Source organism: Streptomyces sp. NPDC006208 (genome assembly GCF_040613775.1).
GTDB lineage: Bacteria > Actinomycetota > Actinomycetes > Streptomycetales > Streptomycetaceae > Streptomyces.
This window is the reverse complement of record NZ_JBEXSW010000058.1, coordinates 25,316-46,915: the sequence shown is the minus strand read 5'-3', so window position 1 is coordinate 46,915 and position 21,600 is coordinate 25,316. Positions and strand designations below refer to the sequence as shown.

Here is a 21,600-nt window from a genome sequence, read left to right as displayed (position 1 = left end):
TCGCCGACGGCTCCGGATGCCAGGGCGGGGCCGGTGACGACGTCGCGGGCCTCGGAGCCGGCGTCGAGCAGTCCCACTCGCGCAGCGATCGCCCGGGGGCTTGCGGCAAACCTCAAAAAGCCCAGGTCAGAGCCGTCTTGCGGAGGCAGCCGAAAACGCCCCGCCTTCTTTCTCGGAACGCTCAGCGCATCATCGCAGCTCAGAGCTTTGCCGACGGCGAGTTCGGCTTCCGACGAAACGCGCCGGTCCCGACGGCAGCAGCGGATTGGATTCACGATCACGAGCAGTGCCTGCAGCTGCAGGGGCTATCGGCCACGTCGTGCACGGTTCCGGTGGTGTGGAGCAGGACCAGGCCGGTGACTCCCGCCCAGATGGCGTCGCACACGGTGCTTCCGGCGCACCGCACTCCCCCGAGCGGGACTCCCGCGGCAATGATGGGTGCGACCGCCTTGACCAGGGAACAGTCAGGCCGTCCGCAGACCCGGGCGGGGTGCCGGCCGCCGCCCCAGGAGCTCGGCCAGCCCGCGGCGGGTTGCGGCGAGGACGACACGGTCCTCATCGAGCGCGGCAAACAGAAGCACCTTTCGCTCGACCGGGATAGCACCAAGAATCTGGCGGCCCATCATCGCCCCGGCGAACTCGGGCGCGGCAAGTGTGGAAACGCTGCGACTGCGGGTGAGGGCGTTGGGGTGTGCCGCCCGCAAGGTGGACGGCGGTGGCGAAGTCGTCGTCGTAGCTTGGTGGATGCGTTGGCTCTACTTCGGTCGTTCCAGACCTGAACACACGGCGTCCCCGATCCGCATGCGGCGTGAGGGGCCGGTGCGGGGCGGCCTGCCGTCGGATTACAGGTGGGGTGCGATGGCGGGAATGAGGTCTTGGAAGGTGCGGCCGTTGGCAGGTGCGCCGATGGCGGCCATCTGCCAGCCGGTGTCGGAGCGGTGGACCTCGGCCATGATCTGTGCGGTGTCGTTTCCGCCGCCGGCGAGGGTGTAGCGGGCGAGTTCTTGTCCGGTGGTGTCGTCGATCAGGCGGCAGAAGGCGTTGCTCACCTCGGCAAAGGTCTGGCCGGTGAAGGAGCTGACCGTGAAGACGATCTGATCGATGCCCGTGGGGACGCGTTGGAGGTCGACGATGATCGATTCGTCGTCACCACCCTGGCCGGCGCCGCCGGTGAGGTTGTCACCGGTGTGGCGCACGGAGCCGTCGTTGCTGACCAGGTGCTGGAAGTAGACGACGTCGACCGGCTCCTTGTCGGCGTAGAGCACGGCGGAAGCGTCCAGGTCGATCTCGCGGACGATGAGCTTGGCGAGGAATCCCTTGCGGGGGACGGCTTGCCAGCCCAGCCCCATCCGGACGACGCTCAGCGCGCCCCCGCCGGATTTGCTCAGGCTGATCTGCTGGCCCTTGGTCAGGTTGATGGACATGTGCTGCCTCTTTCATAGCGGTTGATGGGTGGCCGCGGCGTCCCCGGCCTGAGGGCGGCAAGTTGACAGAGCGGAACCCATGGGCTGCCTACGGCTCGGGGTAAGCGACTCGCGGCTGAGGTCCACCTGATCCTCGGGGCGGTGGTTCGCCGCCTCGGGAGCAACTGCGTGGTTGGTGTAGACCGATCGGGGTGTTTCGGCCTGCGAAGGACTCGATCGTCCCCCTCAGGGGCAAGAGTGGCGGTTTGTGGGGATCTCTTCCATGAGCGTCATGACCACCGCGGTACGTGCAGTGCACGGGTGTGCGCTGGCGGCATGCGTGGCCTTGCTGATTCTGCTCGGCGAGGGAGTCGGTGCGGCGGAAACGCGGACGATGGACGCCCGGCCTGCCGCCGCGGCGTCCGAGATTGCGGGTGAGCAGCCGTCGGATGCGGCCGAGGAGCGGCGGAGACCGGGGCCAACCGGCCGGTGGCAGCAGCGCAGGACGGTGACTCCCCCTGCCGGTGCGGTGTGTGACGCCAGTTCGCCGAGCCGCATCTGCACGGTGTGCGGGGCCGAGGGGCGTCCCGTCCCTGCGGAGCGTGTGGTGCGTTGTGTGGTGTTGCGCTGCTGAGCGGCGGGGCGCGGTCCACGTCGGCCTGTCGGGCCGTCCAGCTGCCATCCCATCGACTACCACCTCTCGGAGATGCATCATGCCCATCGACGCCTACACAGCCGTGAACGCTCTCGTGCGCGCTGAAGTCGCCCGCTGCTGCACAGATGCGGCGCCGCAGCGAGGCGACCAGGCCCGTGACCCGCAGGACGAGCCCACTGAGGTGCCCGTGGAGCCGGGCAGCGCGGTCGTCGAATAGAACCGGCGGCCGACTCGCCTCCCCGTCGGCGTTGTCCTGGCGGTGGCCCCCCGGGGTGAACCGGGGGGCAACCGATGTCAGATGGCGACGCCGAAGTCGCCGGCGATACCGGCCAGGCCCGAGGCGTACCCCTGGCCGACCGCGCGGAACTTCCACTCCGCACCGCTGCGGTACAGCTCGCCGAAGACCATCGCGGTCTCGGTCGCCGCGTCCTCGGAAAGGTCGTAGCGGGCGATCTCCGTGCCGCCGGCCTGGTTGACCACGCGAATGAAGGCACCTCGGACCTGTCCGAAGCTGTGCCCGCGGTTCTCCGCATCGTGGATCGAGACCGGAAAGACGATCTTGACGATGTCGGCGGGAACGGACGCCAGGTCGACCTTGATGACCTCGTCGTCACCTTCGCCCTCGCCGGTGAGGTTGTCACCGGTGTGCTCGACCGACCCGTCCGGGCTCTTCAGGTTGTTGTAGAAGATGAAGTGCTTGGCGGAGGGCACCTTGCCCGATTCGTTGACCAGCAAGGCGCTGGCGTCCAGGTCGTAGTCGGTGCCGGTGGTCGTACGGACGTCCCAGCCCAGGCCCACCAGCACGGCGGTCAGGCCCGGGGCCTCCTTGCTGAGGGAGACGTTGCCGCCTTTGGCGAGGCTCACGCTCATGTCGCATCCCATTCCATGTCCGAGGACCGGGCGCAAGCGCCCGGTCTGCCGAGTGACAGAAACCGAAATCTACAGCACTGTAGAAGTTATTTCGGGCTCCTTGCGATGGTGCGCCGCTTTCCGGCCGGAGTGGTGGAGGCCCGACCGTATGCCGCTCGGCGTTCACCGGCAGGCGCCGTCTACGAGCGTGACGATGCTGCTGGGCTGCTCGTCCAGAAGCAGATGCCCCGAGCCGTTCAGGACCGGCGGGTCCACACCGAGCCGCCGGCGAGCCACCGGACCGAGAGTCGGCGAGGGGCGGCCTGGCCAGCGGTCCCGCAGGCGAAAGTCTGCCCATCGTTCTGCCCCGTGACGGCACACTTGGCCTGCAGTCGAGACGGGATGGCCGTGACGGTGGTGCACGCGAGCCCCTGGGGACGTTCCTGCACCCGGGGGCGGTGACATCGTGCTGAGTCACGGCGCGCCTCCCCACTTATCTTCTACAGAACTGTAGATTCAGGGAAGTCATCAACGGAGCTGACGGCGACCTCGACAAGGCATGGCCGTCGCCGCGAAGTCTGGGGAGAAAGCCGTCGACACCCGGCGCGCGCCTGCCGCCCCGGCCAACGGCCGCACGTACAGGCCTTCAACCTTCAACGCGGCCCCACCTATCACCGCACCCCCCTAGCCCCGCAAAGGCCAAGGCGCGTAACCCCTTTCAAGCTGCCACATCAGGAGGAACAAGAACTGTGTCCGTGAATCTGTCCAAAGGAAGCAACCTCTCCCTCACGCGCACCGAGCCCGGCATCGCCAGCGTGGTTGTCGGCCTCGGCTGGACCGTGCACAGTGGCCCCGGCGACATCGACCTCGACGCAAGCGCACTCGTACTGGGAGCCGACGGCCGTGTTCTGTCGGACCAGCACTTCGTCTTCTTCAACAACCGCTCGACGCCGGAAAACTCTGTCCGCCACACCGGCGACAACAAGACCGGCCAGGGAGAAGGAGACGACGAGCAGCTCGCCATCGACTTCAACCTGCTGCCCGCACAGGCGGAGTCAGTGGTGTTCGTCGTATCCGTCCACACCGAGGGCCATGGCGCGGCCGGCGCCTTCGGCAGGGTGCGCGATGCCTACATTCGCGTGGTACACCAGGCAACGGGACTGGAGATGTGCCGATTCGAGCTGACCGAGGACGCGCACGACCAGTCCGCGATGGTCTTCGGACAGCTATATCGGCGCGACGGGGAGTGGAAGTTCCGCGCCATCGGCCAGGGCTACACCACTGGTCTCACGGGAATCGCGAAGGAGTACGGCGTCAACGTATAGATGCCACCTCAGAAGGCCGGCCGGTTGCCCGGCTGTTGCCGCAGGCCAGCTCGGTGGCGCCTCCCCGGGCGGGCCCAAAGCGCATGGCAACGGCACGGGCACCGGCCTACCGCTCGATCCTCGTCGCGCCAGCCCTCACGGCACCACCGTCGAAGCGGAGTCAGGGGCTCTTACCGGCCGCCGTTGTCTGGCTGGCTCCCGGCGAGCTGCGATGCCGACGGAGTCTTCTGCGTGATCTCGACTCCTGCACCCTTGCCCGCGTGCTTGAAGCTTGTCACCGCCTTCTCGAACGAGCGGATGTCTGCTTCGCGCACCCGGCCGGTGCGGAGCTTGGAGCCGAGTTTCTTCAACTCCTCCATGCGCATGGTGATTGGGGCCACGGCCTCCGAAAGCAGCGGATCACCCTTCGCGTACCCAGTGGCCGCCTTCAGCCTGTTGTAGGTGAACGCGCCCGCAAGCCCCGCCTTGAAGAGAGCGGTGGTACGCCCATCCGCACCGTCTTTGAACCTGCCCTCGCGATAAGGCTTCACGATCCACTGGTACGTAGCGCCCGCTGCCAGGCCCGCGTTCGCCGCAAACCGCGCCTTGGCGTGCTTCTGCTCCTCCGCCGAAGCGGTACCGACGGGCGTGGCTCCTGAAACTTTACCCTGGTCACTGCGGCATCCCGCCAAGGTTGCCAACAGGGCACAGCACAACAGCAGTACGCCGACACCCTGGCGCGCTGGAGCGGGACTAAGCACGGTTTACCTCCTATTTGGGGTGATATGTTCTGTGGGCTCTGTGTACCCGTCCCCTCTCTCATCGCACCTGTCCGTCCCATGCGCCACTCGCACGGCGGCCAACGGGCAGGCAGATTGGGTGAGTACACCCCCGACATAACCAACGTCCCTCGCATTGCTGCATTCGGCTCGCACGCGCACGAAGAATGCTCACGCGGCGCGTGGACAGTCCTATTCGCGTCGCTACTGGGAGCGGCCTGAAGGCCGCGCTTCATCCTGCACTGGTGCGCGTGCGGGAGCGAGCGGGCTTGCGTGGGGCCGGAAACGGAGGTTTTCGCGGTGCTGTGTGCGGCGTCGGGCCCGGCGGACACGTCGTGGGTACAGGATCAGGTTGATGGCGGCCCGGCATACACGACCCGTGATCACGACCCTGTCCCGACCGCTGGCAAAGGTAGCGGTCACCCGGGAGGAGGCAGGCTGGCGCCTTCCGGTGGTCTCCCACCGCCAATGCACATTCTTGCTGGTCACTGGTGTGACACCGAACGACTCCAGTCCCCGGCTCTGGCACTGACTCACATGAGTGGCCATGAACCACCCACCCGGCAACCTGCCTGGGCAGGCGGCTCAAGGCCCGTGGTCCGCAGAGCCGCGCCGAGGGGCGAGCCGGTTACAGGTCGAAGTCGTGGGGCTGGAGGCCGAGGGCGTAGCAGGCTTCGCGGACGACAGCCTGTTCCGTCTTGTCGAAGTTTCCGTCGGCTCCCCCGATGACGATGCCGATCTGGATGACAGCACGGGCCTCGGCAGGCCTGTTCTTCGCCTTGGCGATGTCCTGCAGAACGCCGGCCCTGCCGAACTCGAAGTCGGCAGACAGCATGATGAGGTTGTCCTCGAAACGCCGGCGCAGGTCGTCAAAGGCGAAGTTCTGCAGCACCTCGTTGGTCGCGATCAACTGAGCCACACGCTGGCGCTCGGCCAGGTCGGGCGTTCCGCCGGCCGCAGCCACGAGCGCGCAACAGCTGGCCAGTGCCGTGGATGTGCCCGTACTCAAGGTCGGCAGACTTGAAATCGAAGCCGCGCTGGCCGAGGGTGTCCAGGACGGCCTCCTGGACAGGCAGGGGGCGAACCGTCAGCGGGTCCAGGTCTCCCCTGTCCTTTACGCCCGCCACGACCAGCTCGGTGCGCACACCGAGCCCGATGCCCAGCGGCTGACCGTACAACTCGGTGATCGGGACCTCCCACGGCAGGGCCGCCCTGAACGGAATGCTGCGCTGCTCGCCCTCGGCGAGGCGGATTCCGCCTGCGACGGTGAACCGTTCGAAGACGATTGCCGCTCCCGACGCCACCCCCACTCGGGCCACCAGTTCCAAAGTAACGTGTTCGATGTCGAAGTCAGCATTGTCGCCCTTGAGGTGGACCTGACCCGTGAGGCTGCCGCCGGGCAATGCGAGACCGGCGTCGCGGGCCGTGTCGACTGTGAGGCCGCCCACGCCGAGCGAGCCGAGCAGCTTCTTGAACACCATCGTGGCGTTCACTCCTTCATGCGCGATGTGCCTGCAGGAGGTGCGGGTGCCACAGACGAGCACCAGCCCACGGAACCGCACGGTGGTGCGAGGTCACATGGCTTCGCAGTTGAGCGCGACCAGTCAGGGCCTTGGGAACAGCAGACGCGCTCCGGCTCAGCCAGCTCTGCCAACGTGGTAACGCCGAAGGCTCCCTTCAGCTCGCCGTCAGGGTCGGACACGCCCTTCAGCGCGGAAGCTGGCGCCGCGAGGAGTCCGGACAGGCCCTTAGCCGCCCACGCCTTGTCCACGCACTTGGATGAGCCGCGCCCAGCCCTCACTACATATCTTCTACATGACTGTAGAATCATAGAGGCCGGTGGGCATGGCGTAAGCCCTATGGGGCCGCCTTGGCGCAAAGAGGCCGAAATTGACTCCATGGCTTGACCTTCAGCCTGGAAGGGCCGGCGACCGGGGTCAGCCAACGGGCAACGGACTGCGCTGGGGAGTCAGCTCACTTTGCGGCTCCGCCGAGCGAAACGAGCGCGAGCACAGGCGGCGAGTCAGTACGATGGGCGCCCGCGGTGGCGGGCGGGATCGGCATCAGGAGGCGGGAGGTTGACGGTATGACGGACCGGGACACGGGCGGTACCGGGCAGTCTCCGCGTCGGCGGGGCCAGGGCGAGCTGGAGGCGCAGGTGCTTGCCGCGCTGCGTCAGGCCCCGGGGCCGGTCACCGCGGCCTGGGTGCAGGACCGTCTGGGCGGTGACCTTGCCTACACCACGGTGATGACGATCCTGACCCGGCTGCACGCCAAAGGGGCGGTTGCCCGGGAGCGGGCAGGCCGGTCGTTCGAGTGGACGGCGGTTGCCGACGAGGCCGGGCTCGCCGCCCTGCGGATGCGGAAGGTCCTGGACGCGGAGGCGGACCGGGAGGCCGTGCTGGCGAGCTTCGTGACCGCGCTGTCGGCGCGGGACGAGCGGCTGCTGCGCGATTTGCTGGCCCAGGAACCCGGAGTTGGGGAACACTGACGTCATGGGGGTCTTCGTCTTCCTGCCGCTGGTCCTGCCCTTAACGGCCTGGCCGATCGCCCGGCTGGCCGAACAGCACCTCCATCCCCGCGCGGCGACCTGGCTGCTGACCGGCGTCGCCGGGGTGCTCGCGGTGTGCAGCACCTTGTGCCTGGCTTTGCTGATGGTGGTCGGGACCGCCCAACTGCCCGGCAATCCGCTGCCGGACGGGTGGTCGGATCCAGAGGTCCGTGAAGCGGTGCCCTACGACGAGGTCGCGGGCAAGGCCGCCATCCCGGCCCTGATCGCCGTGATCGCCTCCTGCGTGAGGGCGGCGTGGCGGCATCACCGTGTACTCCGCCGCGCGGAGCGTGCCCTTGAGGGGCTCCCTGCCACGACGGTGGCGGTGCTGCCTGACGGGATGCCGTACGCGTACGCACTGCCCGGCAAGCGGGACAGGATCGTGGTCACCACCGCGATGCTGGCTGGGCTGAACTCGGTTGAGCGCAGAGCCCTGTTCGCCCACGAGCGAGCCCACCTGACCCACCGGCACCACCGGTTTCTGCTGACCGTACAGCTCGCTGCGCGGGCCAATCCGTTCCTGCGCCCACTGCGTACCGCCGTCACCTACACCGCCGAGCGGTGGGCGGACGAAGACGCGGCCACCCAGGTCGGCAACCGGCGCACCGTTGCGCAGGCGATCGGGAAGTCCGCGCTGATCTCCAGGGACGCGCCGATCGCTACACTCGCGCACTTCGCGACGGCGGGTCCGGTGCCGCGCCGGGTCGCCGCCCTGCTCGCACCGGCCCCCGCCGGACGCATCTGGCCGCCGGTCTTCACCGCAGTGGGCCTGGCCGCCTGGGCGGCCGCCGCGGGCACCACGGCCTCAGCACTGTCCTCGGCGAACTCGGCCATCACCCTGTTCTTCATCCTGCACGCGGCCACCCCGATATAGCCGGGGCACTGCACCAACTGAAGGGCTGCCGCCGCCCACCGGCGACAGCAGCCCCTGCGCTGATTCGATCAGCAGCGCGTCTTGAAACACCCGAGGGCGGCCACACCCACGGCGGCCAGCCCGATCTGGATGAGCCATTCGATCCAGTCAACACCCTTGGTGTCCGCCACCCCCAAGCCGACGGCGATGCCGGTACCGGCCAAGGCAGCGACCATGCCGACGGCGATCGTCCACAGCACGCCGATACGCTGCCGGCCCGGCACAACCAGACGCCCCAGCGTGCCGATGACGATGCCGAACACGACCGCACTGATGATCCCTGAGATCTCCATACACATGCACCTCTCGGTACGCCCCTGGGATGCGGCCTTCCCGCCGCGGCCACCGCCACGCTCGAGGTGGGAGGGTCACGGGATGTCCGGGCGAATGCCTCCCAGATCGTGCCCTGGCCCGGATCGTGGGACCTACAGGTCGAACTCGTGGGGCGGCAGGTCGAGCGTGTAGCAGGCTTCGCGGACCACGGCCTGCTCGTCCTTGTCGAAGTCGCCGTCGGCGCCGCCGATGACGATACCGATCTGGATCACGGCACGGGCCTCGGCAGGCTTCTTCTTCGCCTTGGCGACCTCTTGCAGAACGCTGACCTTCCCGAAGTCGAAGTCAGCAGTCAGCTTGTCGCAGTTGGCCTCGAAGCGACGCTGCAGATCATCGGCCGGAAAGTTCTTTAGCACCTCGTTGGTGGCGATGAGCTGGGCCACCTTGCTGCGCTCGGACGGGTCGATGGTGCCGTCCGCGGCGGCGACCAGCGCGCACATCGCCATGCTGGCGTCCCGGAAGGCGCCGCTCTTGAGGTCGTTCTTCTTGGCATTGAGCTGGGTCTGCATCGTCGATGCGGATTCCTTTATGCGATCCCACAGGGCCATGCCAACTCCGTATGTCGTTGAGGGTTGCCCGGGCCGGAAGGGGGGCCGGCCCGGGCAGACTAATTTCTACAACACTGTAGAATCTAGCAGTCGGGAAGGCGCGCCGTTACGCCTCTTCGCCCTCGCCGTCCTCCCCGTCGCCTTCGAACGCGTCGCCGATCTCGTCGACGACTTCGGCGGCGACCATGCCGCCGACAACGCCGACCGCGAGTCCAGCGGCGCCTCCGGCGACGACGGTGCCCATGCCGGGCCCGGAGCGGTGGTGACCGCCGCTCTGGTCGTCACCACCGTGACCGTGATGATCCTTGTGGGCGTGGCTGCCATGCGGGTCGTGGTGACCTTGGGGGCTGTGGGTGCCGTGGGAAGCGTGATGCTCGACGAGCTGGCTGATCCAGGAGCCGACCACAGCGTTCCAGTCGCGGCGTGCTGCGCCCTCGTGGCTGACGACGTGCCGGTTGAGAGCGTCGTGGCCCCCGGAGTAGAGGCCGCCGCGCTTGTCGGCCTCCAGCACCACCTCCATTTCGCCGGGGTTCGCGAGGAAGGTCAGTTCGATCTCGCTGATCGCGTGCGCGTACTGGGGCGGCGGAGTGAGCTCGATCTCCTGATAGAAGGGCAGTTGCTGGCCGGTGCCGCCGATGCGGCCCAGTTCGAGGTCGGCGGACTTGAAGCCGTAGCCCAGCTGACCGAAGGCTTCGAGGATTGCTTCCTGGACGGGCAGCGGGCGCACGTAGAGCGGGTCGAGGTCACCCTTGTCCTTGGCGCCGTCAACCGCGAGTTCGGTGCGCACTCCGAACACGACACCCAGGCTCTGCCCGTGCAGTTCGGTGATCGGGGTCTCCCAGGGCAGCGTCACGCTGAACGGGATGCTGCGCTGCTCGCCCTGGGCGAGGCGGAAGCCGCCGCCGACGGTGAACCGGTCGAAGACGACGGCACCTACGTGCTCCCCGTCATGCGTCTCGGCCTCGACGCGGGCGACGAGTTCGAGGGTGATGTGCTCGATGTCGAAGCCGACGTCGCCGCCCTTGAGATGGACGTGCCCGGTCAGGGGCCGGCCGGGTGCTGCTGTGCCGTGGTCGAGGACCGTGTCCACAGCGGGGCCGCCCACGCCGAGCGAGCCGAGAAGCCGTTTGAACACCATCGCGGCCTTCACTCCTTCACATGTACGTGTGGTGCTTCAACCGCCGACCGGCAGGCCCCGAACGGGATGAGTCCACCGGCCGACGGGAGACGGTTACTTGGCAGAGATGTCCAGCGCAGCCAGGGCCTGCGCCCAGCGCATGTACTTCAGATCGGCGAGATCGGCGACCGTCTTGACGCCGAACGCCTCCTGAAGGAGCTCGCCGTCCCGGTCCGAAACACCCTTCAGCGCGGACACCGGCGCGGCGAGTATCTCCGGCAGGCTCTTGTCCGCCCACGACTTGTCCAGCACGTTGTTCAGGTCGATCGAAGCCACGACAGCCCTCCCAAGGGAATGAAGACGGATGGCGCGGGCGACACATCGGACGGGCGGCCGCGCCCGACGGCTGGCACTGTGCTCACCGGCGCGCCCCTCCCGGCCAAGTACGGTCGCCTGCGAGGCGGCCAGGAACGTCCCGACCCCCTTCTCGCATTTTCTACACGCATGTAGAAGCATAGAGGTCGGGCGCTCCGCGCGGGCGACATCCGGGCAACTCGCCAGAGAACGTCCGAAAAGCACCGGGGGCGCGCTGCGTGCAGCCCCATCGGGGAGTCTTTGCCGACCCTTTACGATGGGATCGAGGCGCTGCCGCCTCACCGAGTCGCCCAGGATCCGCCCGATCCGACGAGCCGAATAAGGAGTGAGCGACCCGCAATGGGTGAGCCTCCCAGTACCAGCCGTGCCGCTGCCTGCCCGCGCCGTATGAGCGAGGGATCGGGGGTGGCGCGGTGATCGAAGTCCTGTTGCTGCTTGCGGCCCTGGCCTTGACCCTGGCCTGTGCGGTGTTCGTCGCGGCCGAGTTCTCTCTGACCACCGTTGAGCGCGGCGCGCTGGAGCGGGCTGCCGCGGCCGGGGAGCGAGGAGCCGAAGGCGCGCTCAAGGCGGTCCGTCAGCTCACTTTCCAGCTGTCCGGCGCTCAGCTCGGCATCACCGTCACCTCGCTGGTGATCGGCATGCTCGCCGAGCCGTCTCTCGCGGCACTGTTGCGGGGTCCGCTCGAAGCCATCGGCCTGGGCGTGGCCGCCTCCTCCGTCGCCACCGTGCTGGGGGTGGCCGTCTCCACGGTCGTTCTGATGGTCGTCGGCGAGCTGGTGCCGAAGAACTGGGCGATCTCCCGTCCGCTGGCCGTCGCCAAGGTCGTGGCCGGCCCGCAGCGGGGCTTCACCGCCGCCTTCGGCCCGTTCATCCGGCATCTCAACAGTACGGCGAACCGGTTCGTCCGCCGCTTCGGATTGGAGCCCACCGAGGAGCTGGCCTCCGTGCGTACCCCTGCGGAGCTGGTCTCGCTTGTCCGGCATTCGGCTGCCGAGGGTGCCATCGAGGCGGACTCCGCCGAACTGTTCGTCCGGACGCTTCACCTGGCCGAGCTGACCGCCGAGAACGTGATGACTCCGCGGGTCGACGTCCGCGCGCTGGAAGCGCACGCCACCGCGGCCGACGCCGCGAACCTTACCTACGCCACCGGGCTCTCCCGGTTCCCCGTCTACCGGGACAGCCTGGACGAGGTCATCGGCACGGTCCACATCCGCGACGTCCTCGCCATCGCCCCGGACAAGCGAGCCGCAACCCCCGTCACCGACCTGGCGAGCGAGCCGCTGCTGGTGCCCGACACCCTGACCGCGGACCGCCTCCTGGAGCGGCTGCGCGCGCACCGCACGATGGCCGTGATCATCGACGAGTACGGCGGCACCGCCGGCGTGGCGACCGTGGAGGACATCGTCGAGGAGGTCGTCGGCGAGGTCCGAGACGAGCACGACCCCGCCGAAGCCCCCGACCTGCTGCCCGCCCCGCCGACCCCGGACGGCCGCGCCACCTGGGAGGCGGACGGCAGCGTACGCATCGACGAGCTCGCCCGGATAGGACTGATCGCACCCGAAGGTCCCTACGAGACCGTGGCCGGACTGATCGCGACCCGTCTGGCCCGCATCCCGGCCGAAGGCGACACGGTCGTCCTCGACGGATGGCAGCTGGACGTCCTCGACGTCGAGCACCACCGGGCCGACCGCGTCCACATCACCGAACCCGCACGCCTGCCCGGGCAGCAGCGCCACGAGGTTGCCCGATGACCGCCATCCAGCTCGCCATCGGTTTCCTCACCCTGCTGACCAATGCCTTCTTCGTCGGCGCCGAGTTCTCGCTGATCTCGGTGCGCCGTAGCCAGATCGAGCCGTACGCCCGCGACGGCCATGCGCGCGCCCGCCTGACCCTGTGGGGCCTGGAACACCTCTCGCAGATGATGGCCACCGCCCAGCTCGGCATCACCGCCTCCTCACTGGTGCTCGGCGCGGTCGCCGAACCCGCCATCGCCCACCTTCTCGAGCCGGCGTTCGCGGCAGCCCACCTGCCGCACGCCCTGGTGCACCCGGTCGCCTTCGTCATCGCGCTCACCGCAGCGACGTATGCGCACATGCTCATCGGCGAGATGGTCCCGAAGAACATCGCGCTCGCCGCCCCGGTGAAAACGGCCCTGCTGCTCGGCCCGCCGCTGGTGGCCCTCACCCGCGCCCTGCGCCCGGTGATCTTCGGTATCAACGCCTTCGCCAACCTCCTGCTGCGGCTGCTGAAGGTCGAGCCGAAGAACGAGGTCGCCTCCGTCTTCACCGACGACGAGCTCGCCCGGATGGTCCGCGACACCAGCGACGCCGGGCTTCTGTCGCCCGCGGACAGCGAGCGGCTGCGCGATGCCCTCGAGCTCGGCACCCGCCCGGTCGGCGAGATCCTCGTCCCGGCGCAGCAGATGATCACGGTCGACCACCGGATCACCCCGGCCCAGCTGCAGCGCACCGCCGCCGCCGCCGGATTCTCCCGCTTCCCGGTCGCCGGCCCCGCCGGTGCGGTCCTGGGCTACCTCCACATCAAGGACACCCTCGGTGTCGCGGAACGGGACAAGCCGTTCCCGCGGACGTCGCTGCACGCCGTGACCCAGGTGCGTATCGACACCCCGCTGGACGACACCCTGACCGCCCTGCGCGCCGCCGGCAGCCACCTCGCCGTGGTCACCGGCGCCGGGGGCACGGTTCTGGGCTTCGTCACGATGGAGGACGTCCTGGAGGAGCTGGTCGGCCCGGCTGCCGCCTGACAGACCCCAACCGCGCGACCGCCGTACCAGCAGCCTGTTGCCGCATTTCACCGATACTCGGGCCAGGTATCCCCTGCCCCTCACCCTGAGAAGGAGCACCCATCTTGTCCGCCAGACCGACGGACCCCGCCATGCCGGAGCGCAGTCCCCGCCCAACTCGCCGGACTGCCCGTGATCGTGGCATGCGGCGGGGTGGTGCCCGGTGAACGCTGTACTGGGCCTGCTGGCCGTCCTCGTCCTGACCGCCGGTACAGGCTATTTCGTCGCCCAGGAGTTCGCCTACGTCGCCGCCGACCGTCTTGCCCTGGCCCGTGAGGCCGAGGCGGGCGACAAGCGTGCCGCCCGCGCCGTGCAGGTCCTCGGACGGCTCTCCTTCATGCTGTCCGGTGCCCAGCTGGGCATCACGGTCACCGGTCTGGTCGTCGGATTCCTCGCCGAGCCGTCCGTCTCCGCACTGCTCAAGCCCGCGCTGGACGGCCTCGGCCTGTCCGACGGCACCGTCTCGGTCATCTCCGTCGTCCTCGCCTTCGTACTGGCCACGGTGCTGCAGATGGTGCTGGGCGAGCTGGCGCCGAAGAACCTGGCGCTGGCCGTCCCCGAACGCCTCGCCAAATCCCTCGCCTCCTCCACCCTCCTCTACCTGAAGATCGTCGGCCCGGTGGTGCACATCTTCGACGGCGCCGCGAACAAGCTGCTCCGCAAGGTCGGCATCGAACCGGTCGAGGAACTGCACCACGGCGCCACCCTCGAGGAACTCAGCCACCTGATCGGCGAATCCCACGAGCAGGGCCAGCTGCCCGCCGACACCGCCGAACTCCTCGACCACGCCCTGGAGTTCTCCGAGCGCACGCTGGACGAAGTGATGGTGCCGCGCGCGGACGCCGTGTTCGTACGCAAGGACGCCACCCTCGCCGAGGCCGTCGATCTGATCGCCAAGCACGGTCACTCCAACTACCCCGTGTTCGGCGACCACCCGGACGACATCACCGGTGTCCTCGGCGTACGGGACCTCATCCACCAGCCCGCCGCCCGCTTCGAGCACGCCACCGCGAGCGAGGCGGCCCGCCGCCCCCTGCTGCTGCCCGACACGCTCCCGCTGCCCCAGGCGGTCGCGCAGATGCGTGAGCGGGACGACGAGTTCGCGGTCGTCCTCGATGAGCACGGCGGCGTCGCCGGCATCGTCACCTACGAGGACATCGCCGAGGAGCTCGTCGGCGACATCGCCGATGAGACCGACACCGTCATCCATCTCGCGGTCCCGGACGGGGACGGCTGGCTGGTGGACGCCGGCCGCCGCCTCGACGAGGTCGAGGATGCCACCGGCATCGGCCTCCCCGAGGAGGACGACTACGACACCGTTGCCGGCCTGATCATCGACCGCCTCGGACGCTTCCCGGCTATCGGAGACCACCTCACCGTGGACCTCCCGGACAACGGTCAAGCAGGCATCGAGGTCCTTAGCCTCGATCGTCACGTCCCCGAGCGCGTACGCATCGAGCGCCTCACCACCGAGCAGGACCAGGCCCAGAAGCAGGAGCCGCAGGCATGAGTTTCCCGATGGCTCTCTTCGTCACCGTCCTGCTGCTGATCGGCAGCGGCTTCTTCGTCGCCGCCGAATTCGCCCTGGTCGCCGCCAAGCGGCACCGCATGGAGAAGGCCGCTGCCGAGGGGCAGCGCGGTGCCAAGGCCGCACTCGCCGGCATGCGCGAGCTGTCCCTGATGCTCGCCGGCGCCCAGCTCGGCATCACGATCTGCACCCTGGGCCTGGGCTCGATCTCCAAGCCCGCGATCTCCCACCAGGTCGACCCGCTCCTGGCAAAGCTCGGCCTGCCTGCCGGACTGAGCTACGGCATCGCTTTCGCCGTCGCCATGATCATCGTCGTCTTTCTGCACATGACCGTCGGTGAAATGGCGCCCAAGTCCTGGGCGATTGCCCACCCGGAACGCTCGGCGATGCTCCTCACCCCGCCCTTCCGCGCCCTCGTCAACGCCGTACGGCCGCTGATCTGGCAGCTCAACAAGGTCAGCAACGCGCTGGTACGCATGTGCCGCGTGCAGCCCCGCGACGAGCTGACCGCGGTGCACAACCGCGAGCAGCTCACCCACCTGGTCGAGGAATCCGAACGCCTCGGCCTGATCAACACCACCGACTCCGACCTGATCACCCGCTCCCTCACCGAACCGCAGACCCCCGTCGCCGACCTCCAGATCCCGGCACAGGACATCGTGACCGTCCCGGCCGACGCGGACCCCGACACGATCCTCGCCCAAGCCGCAGCCGCCGACCGCTCCCGCCTCCTGGTCCGTGACGGCGATCAGGTCCTCGGCTCGGTCCATGCCCGCGACGCGCTGGTCGCCCGCACCCGCCACCGCGTCCTGAACGCCCGCGACCTCGCCCGCCCCGTCCCTGAGCTGACATCCGGCGACACCGTCTCGCACGCGGTCGAACAGCTCCGCCAGCGCCGCGCCACACTCGCCGTCGTCCGCGACAGCAGCGGCAGGCTCACCGGTCTGGTCAGCCTCGACGACCTCATCGTCCGGCTCATGGGGCCGCAAACGGTGTGATCCCGGCCCATGCCCCGACTACCAGAGGGCCGTGCTCAGGGCGCGGCCGCGCTCTCGCCCTGGGTCTGCTCCTCGTCGCGGCCGCGCGGCTCGCCGTCCAGCACCCAGGCGGATGGTCATCGAAGTGGCACACGACGACGTGATCAGCCCTCCGCCCACCGGCCAGAGCACCCCTCACATGCACCGCGCCCGCTCAGGGAAGACATCCGCCAAGGCCGTCATCAGCTGGATCACTCACGGGATCCTGGCCGAGCGATCGCCGAACTCCTCCGACCTCACCTGGGTCGCGGAGAACACCGCGTGCCACAGACGGCCCAACAAGGTCGGGGAGCGGCCACCGTTTCATGCCGTGTCCTGACCGCAGGCACCCAGCCTGGACAGAGTGCAATCACGTCGCTTTGCCGCCGGGTGACCCTGGCGACGATGTGGATGCCGGGCATCTGCCCAGGATGATCACGTGGGCGGTCAGAATGGGGACGGCCGCTCTGATCCCTGACCGAAGGCAGCGGCCGGGGATCGGAGCGCACGTGGGGACATCACCCTCTCCGCCCCGTTGACCACGGCGGCACAGCGGGGCGCTCCTGGCACTCGCCTCCCTGAAGGGATCCGCAGCCTCTACCCGAAGGTACCCCCGGTCGCTCGTCCCGCCCCCGCAGAACGAGGGCCCGGTGAAGGCCGACATCGGTCGCCCGGGCACCCCGGCTCCACACCCCTGCCTCGGAATGCTGCCGCGTCGGCCTACGTGCCGGTTGAGGGCGGCAAGGGCATGCCAGGTCCACGCTTCTGATATCGCCCAGTGGAACGAAATACTGCAAAATCCCTTATAAGGTTCCGCGCATCGGCGTGGGCCATCGGGAAAGTGACCGGTGTGCTTGAGGTCCCACTCTGGTTGTGGGGGGCGTTCGCCGCGACGGTTGTGGTGTCGCTGGCGGTGGACCTGCTGGCCCACCGCACCGCGCACGTCATCGGCTTCAAAGAAGCAGCCGCCTGGAGCGCCCTGTGGGTGGGCCTCGCCCTGATCTTCGCCGCTGTTGTCTTCCTCGTCCTCGGCACGACAGCCGGCACGGAGTACACCACCGCTTGGCTGTTGGAGAAGAGCCTGTCGGTGGACAACCTCTTCGTCTTCGCCGTGATCTTCGCCTACTTCAAGGTGCCCCGCGCCTACCAGCACCGCGTGCTGTTCTTCGGCGTCATGGGAGCCCTGGTGTTCCGCGGGATCTTCCTCTCCCTCGGCGTCGCCGTGGTCAGCCGCTTCACCGCCGTGCTGTTCGCCTTCGCCGCCGTCCTCTTCTACAGCACCTACAAGCTCCTCAAGGACGAACAGGAGAGCTTCGACCCGGGCAAGAGCTTCGCCGTACGGCTACTGCGCAAAATCATGCCGGTCCGGGACGAATACGCCGGCATGAAGTTCTTCGTCAAGGAAGCCGGCCAACGCGTGGCCACCCCGCTCCTCGCGGTGGTAGCCGCGATCGAGGCAGCCGACCTGGTCTTCGCCGTGGACAGTGTCCCCGCCGTCCTCGCCGTCAGCGACGACGCCTTCATCGTCTACACCAGCAACGCCTTCGCTATCCTCGGCCTGCGAGCCCTGTACTTCATGCTCGCCGGCCTCCTGGACCGCTTCCACTACCTGAACAAGGGCCTGGCGATCATCCTCGCCTTCATCGGCCTCAAGCTCATCCTCCAGGCATCCCACAAGACGATCAGCACCAGCATCCCGGAAATCCCCTCACCGATCAGCCTCGCAGTCATCGTCATCGTGCTGGCCGCATCCGTAGCCCTCAGCCTGCGCCGACCCGCCCCACCCCGTACCGAGCCCGCCGCTCCGAACGACAAGGCAGCCTCCCCGTCCGACGCCGCAACCGCGAACCCCGGACTCGACGGCCACGCTGAGCAGGACCAGGAACCGGATGATCCGCCCCGCCCGGCGAGCTGATCAACGCCGCAGGATGCGCGCAGGTCGGCTATCCCCTTCTCCAACCGCAGAGCCTATTGTTAAAGAATGAGCAAAGCCGAGCATGAGACCAGTCTCCAAAGGACGCTTGTGTGCCCGGTCTGCAAGCACCCTCTGGAGACGACCATCAAGAGACGGCACAAGACTCTCGGAGTCGTTGTGCCGGTGTGGGGCCCGGGCCCCTGCCACAACCCCGACTGCCCCGACCACCTGGAGGAGCCGGTGCCCAACAGCCCCCAGGACACTGACATCAAGCCAGGACACCAGGCCGACGGACGTCGCTCGCGGCCGGGGATATAGCGGCTCGCCAACGACATGCTTTCTTCACCTGCACGGTGGCGGCAGCTCTCCTGGGCGGTCTGCTGCCCGCGCTGGCGTCGGCGGCGGTCGGCTCCCTGCTCCTCAACTACTACTTCACTCCGCCGCTGCACCAGTTGACCATTGCCGACCCCAAGAACATCGTGGCCATCGCGATCTTCGTCAGCGTGGCCGTGTCCGTGGCCTCCGTCGTCGATCTCGCCGCGCGCCGCACCCATCAAGCGGCCCGGCTGCGCGCCGAGTCCGAGGTCCTCTCCTTCCTCGCCGGCAGCATCCTTCGCGGCGAGGACTCCCTCGACGCTCTGCTCGAGCGCCTCCGTGAGACCTTTGGACTCCGTGGCCCTGTTGGAGCGCGCGAGCGAAGTGGATGCCTGGTCGACGACCGCCGCAGTGGGCACCCAACCGGTCACACGGCCTGAAGACGCGGACGTCGACATGCCCGTCAGCGACACCTTGGCACTTGCACTGTCGGGCCGGGCACTCCCCGCCGAGGACCGCCGTGTCCTCGGTGCCTTCGCCGCCCAGGCCGCCGTCGTACTCGACCGTCAGCGGCTCGTCGGTGAGGCGAGGAAGGCCCGCGAGCTCGCCGAAGGCAATCAGATTCCGCACGGCATTGCTCGCCGCCGTCAGCCATGACCTGCGCACCCCTCTCGCCGGGATCAAGGCCGCCGTCACATCACTCCGCTCCGAGGACGTCGAATGGTCCGAGGCGGACCAGAACGAGCTGCTCGCAGGAACCGAGGAGGGTGCCGACCGCCTCGACCACCTCGTGGGCAACTTCCTGGACATGTCCCGCCTCCAGACCGGAACGGTCACCCCGCTCATCCGGGAGACCGACCTCGACGAAGTCGTCCCGATGGCGCTGGGCGGCGTGCCGGAAGGGAGCGTCGACCTCGACATCCCCGAGACCCTGCCGATGGTCGCCGTCGACCGCGGACTGCTCGAACGAGCCGTCGCCAACATCGTTGAGAACGCCGTCAAGTACAGCCCCGATGGCCAGGCCGGCCACGTGGCCGCCAGCGCCCTCGCCAACCGCGTCGAACTGCGGGTCGTCGACCGGGGCCCGGGCGTGCCGGACGAGGCCAAGAACAGCATCTTCGAGCCGTTCCAGCGCTACGGCGACGCTCCACGTGGTGCCGGAGTCGGTCTCGGACTCGCCGTGGCACGCGGCTTCATCGAGGCGATCGGCGGGACTCTGACCGCCGAGGACACGCCCGGCGGGGGCCTCACGATGACGGTCACCCTGCCGACCACTGGCGACTCACAGCCGCCCGTGACCGAGCTCCCTGCGTCGGCCGTCACATGACGGAGCCGCCCGGGCGGGCAGCGCTGGAGTTCTGTCTACGACCGACCATGCCCAGCGTCCGGTGGGGGACGGGGCCTGGTGACCCGATGCGGACCACCGGGACGACGCGGAGCCGCCTGTCCGGGGCGAGCTCGAAATGATCGCGCACACCCCTGCGCACCGACGGGACAGAACGGACATCCCGCTTGGCACTCCCTATCCCGAGCGTGACCCCACCGCGCCTGCGACGGCCCAGATCGTCGCAGGTCAGCGGCCTGACCCCGCTCCCGAGCAATCGTAGTGCCTTATGGGGGCGCACCCCAGCAACACGATCCGCTAGGCCGTCAGCGGTCAGTCGGCTACCGGGTGTGTGCCAGGGAAGGTGTCCGCCAGGACATCCTGCCCATCACGTGCGCATGTCAGCTGACCAGGGCGTTTGACTCGCCGTGACGGGAATCCCCACTGAGGTTTCCGGCACGGTTTCCGTCAAGCCCCGATCGCCCGTGCGGTGGCGGGATGGTCACCGGTGATGAGGAGTGATGCCTACAGCCCGGCAGGCAGCCGGCGTTGCGGTCGCAGCGGCCTTCGGAGGATCGTTCAGCGCCACAAGGCCGAGCAGGCGAAGGTGCGTCTCGGCATCGGGACGTGCACCGGCGGGTCCTCGCGGTTGTGCTGGCACCGATGCCTCCCCTCCGGAGCCTCTCGAGCGCTTGGATGAGTCCGTCTCCCGCAGCCTGCACTCCACGCTGCCACCGCCGCTCATCCCGCGGAAGCCAGGAGTGGCGGTGTCGCGGGAACCGTGGCAGGTGAGCGGTGCGGACGGAGGCGAGCCGGGCCGCCGGGGCGTGGACGGCCGTGGTCGAAAGCATCGGATCGACGTCCCGCGCTGAGGCCAGCGGAGGTTACGGCTCGGAGGTCAGTCATGCGGTACGACAGCGACGGGGGTCGGCGAGTGGTGCAGAACCGCATGGGTGACGGCGCCGATGTGGGTGCCGATCCGTGAGCGGCGGTTTCTGCGGCCCACGACGACCAGCCGGGCACGGTGCGCGGCGTCGATCAGGTCCTGTGCCGGACGCCCTTGTTGGCACTGGCGGACGACGGGCACGGCGGGGTACTTCTTCGTCCAGGGTGTGAGCGCCGCGTCGAGGGCTTGGCCCCAGTCGTTCTCGAGTTCGGCCGTCAGCAGCGGCAAGGCGCCAGCCATGTCGGGGCCGTGCAACAGCGGCATCGCCCAGCTGTAGAGCACCCGCACTCGGCAGCTGTACCGGTCTGCGGTGTCGAAGGTGAAGGCGAGCATCTCGTCGCTGGGCCGGGATGCGTCCAGTCCGAGCAGGATGTAGCCGGCCGGGTCGTGTTCCTGGGGCACGGGGGCGGTCTGGGGGTGGACGAGGACGGCGGGGCGCCGGATGCGGGCCAGTACTGCGAGTGATACGGATCCGGCGAGGAAGCCGGCTATGCCGCTCAGGCCGCGAGAACCCAGCACGAGCAGCTCCGCCTCGTTCCCCGCGGTGCTCAGTGTGTCGACCGGGTCCCCGGGGATCCACGTCGTTTCCACGTGCAGCCCGGGGTGCCTGCGTTGCAGACGGTGCTGTGTGATGTGGAGGGACCTCTCGCCCCATCCACGTGCTGTGTCCAGACCGATGCGGCGGGAGCGGTTGTCGTGGTCGCTGTCCCACGCCGCCAGCAGCCGCAGCGGCAGGCCGCGGCTGAGCGCCTCGCGGGCGGCCCAGTTCGCGGCCGCCAGGCCTTCTCGGGATCCGTCGAGACCTACGGTGACAGTGCTGGACATGCTTCGCTCCTGACGGGGTGTGGTGGGCCGACACCTCTCAGACTGGTCGGCTCGCCCTGTATCCGAGAGGGGCCACAGGGCCCCGGCTCGGGGACGGTCGG

Annotated in this window: 19 protein-coding genes and 5 pseudogenes; 11 read left to right on the top strand and 13 right to left on the bottom strand. The window is 68.6% G+C overall.

All coding sequences use genetic code 11. The features are described 5' to 3' along the window. The 3 genes and pseudogenes from ABZ208_RS34025 to ABZ208_RS34015 all read right to left on the bottom strand — a co-directional run. Positions 1–281: hypothetical protein (locus tag ABZ208_RS34025; RefSeq protein WP_356913306.1), on the bottom strand; the 281-nt coding region annotated here is incomplete at its 3' end. A gap of 183 nt (positions 282–464) precedes the next feature. Continuing rightward, a pseudogene (locus tag ABZ208_RS34020) lies at positions 465–735 on the bottom strand (potassium transporter TrkA); the annotation flags it as partial. Between the two features lie 107 nt (positions 736–842). After that, positions 843–1,424, bottom strand: coding sequence for a TerD family protein (locus tag ABZ208_RS34015; protein ID WP_356913305.1), 582 nt, complete (start codon positions 1,422–1,424; stop codon positions 843–845). A 692-nt stretch (positions 1,425–2,116) separates the two neighbouring features. Between ABZ208_RS34015 and ABZ208_RS34010 the strand changes: the two genes are divergently transcribed. Next, positions 2,117–2,275 (top strand): hypothetical protein, encoded by a 159-nt coding sequence (locus tag ABZ208_RS34010; protein WP_356913304.1) that lies wholly within the window; start codon positions 2,117–2,119, stop codon positions 2,273–2,275. Positions 2,276–2,352: 77 nt separating this feature from the next. Here the strand turns inward: ABZ208_RS34010 and ABZ208_RS34005 are convergent, their stop codons facing one another. After that, a complete protein-coding gene (locus tag ABZ208_RS34005; RefSeq protein WP_356913303.1) occupies positions 2,353–2,928 on the bottom strand; it encodes a TerD family protein in 576 nt (191 codons plus the stop codon). A gap of 728 nt (positions 2,929–3,656) precedes the next feature. Here ABZ208_RS34005 and ABZ208_RS34000 point away from each other — a divergent pair. Beyond that, positions 3,657–4,232, top strand: a complete 576-nt coding sequence (locus ABZ208_RS34000) for a TerD family protein (protein ID WP_356913302.1) — start codon at positions 3,657–3,659, stop codon at positions 4,230–4,232. Between the two features lie 170 nt (positions 4,233–4,402). Here the strand turns inward: ABZ208_RS34000 and ABZ208_RS33995 are convergent, their stop codons facing one another. The 4 genes and pseudogenes from ABZ208_RS33995 to ABZ208_RS33980 all read right to left on the bottom strand — a co-directional run. Continuing rightward, a complete protein-coding gene (locus ABZ208_RS33995; RefSeq protein WP_356913301.1) occupies positions 4,403–4,972 on the bottom strand; it encodes a hypothetical protein in 570 nt (189 codons plus the stop codon). A 646-nt stretch (positions 4,973–5,618) separates the two neighbouring features. Beyond that, a pseudogene (locus tag ABZ208_RS33990) lies at positions 5,619–5,969 on the bottom strand (TerB family tellurite resistance protein); the annotation flags it as partial. Continuing rightward, positions 5,962–6,471, bottom strand: a pseudogene (locus ABZ208_RS33985) (sporulation protein); the annotation flags it as partial. The pseudogenes ABZ208_RS33985 and ABZ208_RS33990, both read right to left, overlap by 8 nt. 143 nt (positions 6,472–6,614) lie before the next feature. After that, positions 6,615–6,821 (bottom strand): annotated as a pseudogene (locus ABZ208_RS33980) (hypothetical protein); the annotation flags it as partial. Between the two features lie 255 nt (positions 6,822–7,076). Between ABZ208_RS33980 and ABZ208_RS33975 the strand changes: the two are divergent. After that, on the top strand, positions 7,077–7,481 hold the full coding sequence (locus tag ABZ208_RS33975) for a BlaI/MecI/CopY family transcriptional regulator (RefSeq protein WP_356913300.1): 405 nt from the start codon (positions 7,077–7,079) through the stop codon (positions 7,479–7,481). A 4-nt stretch (positions 7,482–7,485) separates the two neighbouring features. After that, complete coding sequence (locus ABZ208_RS33970) at positions 7,486–8,415, top strand: M56 family metallopeptidase (RefSeq protein WP_356913299.1); 930 nt, start codon at positions 7,486–7,488, stop codon at positions 8,413–8,415. 68 nt (positions 8,416–8,483) lie between these two features. Here the strand turns inward: ABZ208_RS33970 and ABZ208_RS33965 are convergent, their stop codons facing one another. The 4 genes from ABZ208_RS33965 to ABZ208_RS33950 all read right to left on the bottom strand — a co-directional run bounded on the left by ABZ208_RS33965 (position 8,484) and on the right by ABZ208_RS33950 (position 10,788). Then, complete coding sequence (locus ABZ208_RS33965; protein ID WP_356913298.1) at positions 8,484–8,747, bottom strand: GlsB/YeaQ/YmgE family stress response membrane protein; 264 nt, start codon at positions 8,745–8,747, stop codon at positions 8,484–8,486. Between the two features lie 132 nt (positions 8,748–8,879). Beyond that, positions 8,880–9,335 (bottom strand): TerB family tellurite resistance protein, encoded by a 456-nt coding sequence (locus ABZ208_RS33960; RefSeq protein ID WP_356913297.1) that lies wholly within the window; start codon positions 9,333–9,335, stop codon positions 8,880–8,882. Positions 9,336–9,441: 106 nt separating this feature from the next. Continuing rightward, the gene (locus ABZ208_RS33955) at positions 9,442–10,473 is read right to left on the bottom strand and encodes a sporulation protein (protein WP_356913296.1); all 1,032 of its coding nucleotides are present in this window, start codon (positions 10,471–10,473) and stop codon (positions 9,442–9,444) included. Between the two features lie 93 nt (positions 10,474–10,566). Continuing rightward, a complete protein-coding gene (locus ABZ208_RS33950; RefSeq protein WP_356913295.1) occupies positions 10,567–10,788 on the bottom strand; it encodes a hypothetical protein in 222 nt (73 codons plus the stop codon). A gap of 452 nt (positions 10,789–11,240) precedes the next feature. Here ABZ208_RS33950 and ABZ208_RS33945 point away from each other — a divergent pair, with 452 nt between their 5' ends. The 7 genes and pseudogenes from ABZ208_RS33945 to ABZ208_RS33915 form a co-directional block, all read left to right on the top strand. Further along, positions 11,241–12,578, top strand: a complete 1,338-nt coding sequence (locus ABZ208_RS33945) for a hemolysin family protein (protein WP_356913294.1) — start codon at positions 11,241–11,243, stop codon at positions 12,576–12,578. Then, positions 12,575–13,591: a hemolysin family protein gene (locus tag ABZ208_RS33940; protein WP_356913293.1), complete on the top strand. Its 1,017-nt coding sequence runs from the start codon at positions 12,575–12,577 to the stop codon at positions 13,589–13,591. Before ABZ208_RS33945 ends, ABZ208_RS33940 begins: the two co-directional genes overlap by 4 nt. Positions 13,592–13,793: 202 nt before the next feature. Continuing rightward, the gene (locus ABZ208_RS33935) at positions 13,794–15,140 is read left to right on the top strand and encodes a hemolysin family protein (RefSeq protein ID WP_356913292.1); all 1,347 of its coding nucleotides are present in this window, start codon (positions 13,794–13,796) and stop codon (positions 15,138–15,140) included. Then, positions 15,137–16,156 (top strand): hemolysin family protein, encoded by a 1,020-nt coding sequence (locus ABZ208_RS33930; protein WP_356913291.1) that lies wholly within the window; start codon positions 15,137–15,139, stop codon positions 16,154–16,156. Before ABZ208_RS33935 ends, ABZ208_RS33930 begins: the two co-directional genes overlap by 4 nt. Positions 16,157–16,280: 124 nt before the next feature. Continuing rightward, positions 16,281–16,514 carry a hypothetical protein gene (locus ABZ208_RS33925; RefSeq protein WP_356913290.1) on the top strand — a complete coding sequence of 78 codons (234 nt, stop codon included), beginning with the start codon at positions 16,281–16,283 and terminating at the stop codon, positions 16,512–16,514. Between the two features lie 510 nt (positions 16,515–17,024). Beyond that, complete coding sequence (locus ABZ208_RS33920; protein WP_356913289.1) at positions 17,025–18,089, top strand: TerC family protein; 1,065 nt, start codon at positions 17,025–17,027, stop codon at positions 18,087–18,089. A 350-nt stretch (positions 18,090–18,439) separates the two neighbouring features. Further along, a pseudogene (locus ABZ208_RS33915) lies at positions 18,440–19,731 on the top strand (ATP-binding protein); the annotation flags it as partial. A gap of 895 nt (positions 19,732–20,626) precedes the next feature. Here ABZ208_RS33915 and ABZ208_RS33910 read toward each other — a convergent pair. Continuing rightward, positions 20,627–21,499, bottom strand: coding sequence for a universal stress protein (locus ABZ208_RS33910; RefSeq protein ID WP_356913288.1), 873 nt, complete (start codon positions 21,497–21,499; stop codon positions 20,627–20,629). Between the last annotated feature and the right edge of the window lie 101 nt (positions 21,500–21,600).